We start from the raw sequence: 5,167 nt of genomic DNA on the forward strand, positions 1-5,167 counted from the left end.
CCTCCCGACAACCCCTAGCTGCCCCCTATGACCCCCTGGTGACCCAGGGTCTCGATAGGGGGCAGCCGGTATTGGAGAACTCTATTCAAGGGTGAGGAAAATCCTGTCCGACATCGAGAACGACGTCAATAGCAGAATTCTCGTCATGCCCTTCCCAGACCCTTGTTGATGAATGCGAACAGCTCTTCGTCGCTGGCCGACTGAAGCTGATCGGCCTCGGCCGCACCCTGGGCGAGGGCCTCGGACGGGGCCGCCGCGGGCTCGGCCGGGGCCGCCGTGTCGTCGGACTCGTTCCACTTCGCCAGCAGCGACTGGAGGCGCATGGTGATGCGCGCCCGGGTGATGTTGTCGGGTGCGCTGTCGGCGAGCACCGTCTCCAGCTTGTCGAGTTCTTCGAGCACCGGGGCGCCGGTGGCCGCCGCGTCGGGCGCGATCTCGGCCCGCATATGGGCCGCCACGGCGGCCGGGGTCGGGTGGTCGAAGATGAGGGTCGGCGGCAGCTTGAGCCCACTGGCCGTGCCCAGCCGGTTGCGGAGTTCGACCGCGGTGAGCGAGTCGAAGCCCAGGTCCTTGAACGCCCGGCCCGCCTCGATCGCCTCGGCCCCGGAGTGCCCCAGCACGGCGGCGACCGCGCCACGGACCAGTTCCAGCAGCACCCGCTCGCGCTCGGTCTCCGGCAGCGTCGCGAGCTGACCGGCCAGCGCCTCCCCGGCGGCGGCCTCGTCGGCCGCGTCGGCCCGCATCTCCGCCACGACCTCGCGCGCCTCGGGCAGTTCGTCCAGCAGCGGCCGCGGCCGGTCGGCGGTGAAGGCGAGGGTGAAGCGGCGCCAGTCCATGGCGATGACGGTGAGCGCCGTCTCGTCCCGGTCCAGGGCGTGCTGGAGCGCGGCGGTGGCCGGCAGCGGCGCCATCTCGTTGATGCCGTGGCGGCGCATCCGGTCGCCGGTGGCGCCGTCCACCGTGCCGCCGTCGCCCCACGGGCCCCAGGAGACGGTGGTGGCGGGCAGCCCGTCCGCGCGGCGCTGCTCGGCGAAGCTGTGCAGGAACGCGTTGCCGGGCGCCTGGTTGCCCTGGCCCGGTGCGCCGAACGTCGCGGAGAAGTGCGAGAACAGCACGAACGCGGTCAGGTCCAGCTCCCGCGTCAGCTCGTGCAGATGGCGCGTGGCGTCCACCTTGAGCCGCAGCACACGCTCGGCCTGATCCGCGGTCAGCCCCTCGATCACCCCGTCCTCGATGACCGCGGCGGTGTGCATGACGGCCGTCAGCGGCTGGTCGGCCGGGATGGCGGCGAGGGTATCGGCGAGCGCGGCGCGGTCGGTCACATCGCAGGCGGCGAGGGTGACCTTGGCGCCGAGCCCGGTCAGTTCGGCCTCCAACTCCACCGCGCCGGGCGCGTCCGCGCCCCGGCGGCTCGCCAGCACCAGGTGTTCGGCGCCGTTGCGGGCCAGCCAGCGGGCGACCTCCGCGCCCAGGCGCCCCGTACCGCCGGTGACCAGCGTGGTGCCGGACGGCTTCCAGGACCGTACGGGGGGCGTGTCGGCGAGCGGGGCGCGCACCAGGCGCGGCCCGAAGACGCCCGCCTCGCGGATCGCCACCTGGTCCTCGTCGTGCTCGGCGGCGAGGACCCCCATGAGCCGGGACAGCGCCTGCTCGTCGGGCGCCTGGGGCAGGTCGACCAGACCGCCCCAGCGCTCCAGGTGCTCCAGTGCGGCCACCCGGCCCAGGCCCCAGACGAGGGCCTGTTCGGGGCATTCCGGCCGGTCGTCGCCGCCGGTGGAGACCGCTCCCTGCGTCAGGCACCACAGCGGTGCGCCGATCCCGGCGTCGCCGAGCGCCTGGATCAGGGCGAGCTGGGCGGCGGCTCCGGCGGGCAGGGCAGTGTCCCCCGCGTCCCCGGCGGGTGCGAGGAGCGACAGCACTCCGGTGAACCCACCATCGGCGTCCGCGAGCGCGGTACGCACCCACTCGGCGAGCTGGTCGCGGCCGTCGGCGCCGGGGTTCACCACGATCTGCTGGACGGAGGCACCGCGCCCGGTCAGCGCGCCGGTCACGGCGGCCGTCCACGCGTCGTCGGTGCTGGCCGCGACGACGAGCCAGCTGCCGCCCGGGCGCGCGGACGGCGCCTCGGCGAGCGGCCGCCACGTCACGCGGTAGCGCCAGCCGTCCACGGTGGACTGCTCGCGGGCCCGCTTGCGCCACGACGCGAGGGCGGGCAGGACGGCGCTCATCGGCTGGTCGCCGTCGACGGTCAGCTCGGCGGCCAGGGCCTGCCAGTCCTCGGCCTCCACCGCCGCCCAGAACTTGGCCTCCACGGCGTCGTGCCGACTCTCCCCCGGCGCGCGCCCCGGCCCGGCCTCGGGCCAGTAGCGCTGCTGCTGGAAGGCGTACGTGGGCAGGTCGATACGGCGGGCTCCGGTGCCGTCGAACACCGCGTGCCAGTCCACGGCGACGCCGCGCGACCACGCCTCGCCGACGGACGCCCAGAAGCGGTCGAGGCCGCCCTCGTCGCGGCGCAGCGAACCGATCGCGGCCGCGTCCACACCGGCGTCCTCGGCGGTGTCCTGCACGCCCATCGTCAGCACCGGATGGGCGCTGGACTCGATGAACACGCCGAAGCCCTCGTCGAGGAGACGGCGTACGGCACCCTCCAGCTCGACCGTGCGGCGCAGGTTGGTGAACCAGTACTCGGCACCCAGCTCCGGGCCCTCGACCCACTCCCCCGTCACCGTCGACAGGAACGGCACCCGCGCGGTCCTGGGTTGTACGGGGGCCAGCAGCGTGCGGAGTTCGTCGCGCAGCAGCTCCACCTGCGCGGAGTGCGAGGCGTAATCCACCGGCACCCGGCGCGCCCGCACCTCGTCCGCCTCGCACGAGGCCAGCAGCTCGTCCAGCGCCGCCGGTTCGCCCGACACCACCACGGCCGACGGGCCGTTGACGGCCGCCACCGAGATCCGCTCCTCACCCCACGCCGCGATCCGCTCCCGTACCTCCGACACCGGCAGCGCCAGCGACACCATGCCGCCCTTGCCCGCCAGCCCCCGGCCGATCGCCTGACTGCGCAACGCCACCACGCGCGCCGCGTCCTTCAGCGACAGGATGCCCGCCACGCACGCCGCGGCGATCTCGCCCTGCGAGTGGCCGACCACGGCGGACGGTTCGACGCCGAGCGAACGCCACAGCTCGGCCAGGGACACCATCACGGCGAACAGCACCGGCTGGACCACGTCCACCCGGTCCAGCGAGGGCGTCCCGCCCACGCCGCGCAGCACATCGACCAGCGACCAGTCGGTGAACTCCGCGAGCGCGGCGGCGCACTCCTCGATGCGGGCGGCGAACACCGGCGAGGCGTCCATCAGGCCCACGCCCATCCGCACCCACTGGGACCCCTGCCCCGGAAAGACGAATGCCGTCTGACCTGCGACGACCGAGCCCCGCTCGACGCCCGCCGCCATGCCGCCTTCGGCGAGGGCGGTCAGCCCGGCCATCAGTTCGTCGCGGTCCCGGCCCTGGACGACACCGCGTACGTCCAGCGCGGCGCGGGTCGTCGCCAGCGACAGGCCCATGTCCACCGGGCGCAGCGCCGGTTCGTCGTGGAGGCGGTCCAGCAGCCGCCGGGCCTGGGCGCGCAGCGCCGCCTCGCTCTTGCCGGACACCACCCACGGCACCACGCCGGGCTGCTTCGCCACCAGCTCGACCGGCTCCCGCTCCTCGGCGGGCGCCTGCTCGATGATGGTGTGCGCGTTGGTGCCGCTGAAGCCGAACGAGGAGATGCCCGCGCGGCGCGGACGGCCCGTCTCGGGCCACTGCGTGGCCGACCTGACCAGCGAGACCGCGCCCGAGGACCAGTCGATGTGCGGGGACGGTTCGGCGATGTGCAGGGACTCGGGCACCACACCGTGCCGCATGGCCAGCACCATCTTCATCACGCCCGCGATGCCCGCGGCGCCCTGGGTGTGGCCGATGTTGGACTTCACCGACCCCAGCAGCAGCGGCAGTTCCTCGGGGCGGTCGGCGCCGTAGGTGGCGAGCAGCGCCTGCGCCTCGATCGGGTCGCCCAGCGACGTCCCCGTGCCGTGCGCCTCGACCACGTCCACATCGGCGCCGGACAGCCGCGCGTTGGCCAGCGCCTGCTGGATGACGCGCCGCTGGGACGGGCCGTTGGGCGCGGTGAGGCCGTTGGACGCACCGTCCTGGTTGACGGCGGAGCCCCGTACGACGGCCAGCACCTGGTGGCCGTTCTTCCGCGCGTCCGACAGCCGCTCCAGCAGCAGCACGCCCACGCCCTCGGCCGGGCCGAAGCCGTCGGCGTCGGCCGAGAACGCCTTGCAGCGGCCGTCCTTGGACAGCCCGCGCTGACGGCTGAACTCGATGAACAGCCCCGGCGTGGACATCACATGGACTCCGCCCGCCAGCGCCAGCGAGCACTCGTCCAGACGCAGCGACTGCACCGCCAGGTGCAGCGCCACCAGGGACGCGGAGCAGGCCGTGTCCACCGTGACGGCCGGGCCTTCGAGGCCGAAGGCGTAACTGAGGCGGCCGGAGACGACGCTGCTGGCGTTGCCCGTGCCCAGGTGTCCGCCGAAGTCGTCGTCCGCGTCGAGCGCCACCGTCAGATAGTCGGAGGCGTTCATTCCCGCGAACACACCGGTGCGGCTGCCGCGCAGGGCGGCCGGGTCGATGCCCGCCCGCTCGAACGCCTCCCACGACGTCTCCAGCAGCAGCCGCTGCTGCGGGTCCATCGCCATCGCCTCACGCGGCGAGATGCCGAAGAACGCCGCGTCGAACCGGGTGGCGTCACTGAGGAATCCGCCCTCGCGGGTATACGTGGTGTCCGGGGTGTCCGGGTCCGGGTCGAACAGGTTCTGGAGGTCCCAGCCCCGGTCGGCGGGGAACGCCGTCTGCGCCTCGCCACCGGAGGCCATGAGCTGCCACAGCTCCTCGGGGGTGTCGACACCGCCGGGGAAGCGGCAGCTCATGCCCACGATCGCGATCGGCTCATGGGCCTGTTCGTCGACCTCCTGGAGACGCCGATGGGCGGCGGTGAGATCGGTGGTGACCTTCTTCAGATATTCGCGGAGCTTGGCTTCGTTCGCAGTCGCCATGGACCTTCACCTATTCGCAAGTGCTCTGGATCGTCGGGGGGTGCGGGAGTGGGTGCCGTTCGCGT

1 pseudogene is annotated in these 5,167 nt (G+C 73.5%); it reads right to left on the reverse strand.

Features of this window, described 5'->3' with window-relative positions:
* Positions 1-143: 143 nt before the first annotated feature.
* A pseudogene (locus tag EEJ42_RS10860) lies at positions 144-5,057 on the reverse strand (type I polyketide synthase); the annotation flags it as partial.
* Between the last annotated feature and the right edge of the window lie 110 nt (positions 5,058-5,167).

Source organism: Streptomyces botrytidirepellens (assembly GCF_003721215.1).
GTDB classification, from domain to species: domain Bacteria; phylum Actinomycetota; class Actinomycetes; order Streptomycetales; family Streptomycetaceae; genus Streptomyces; species Streptomyces himastatinicus.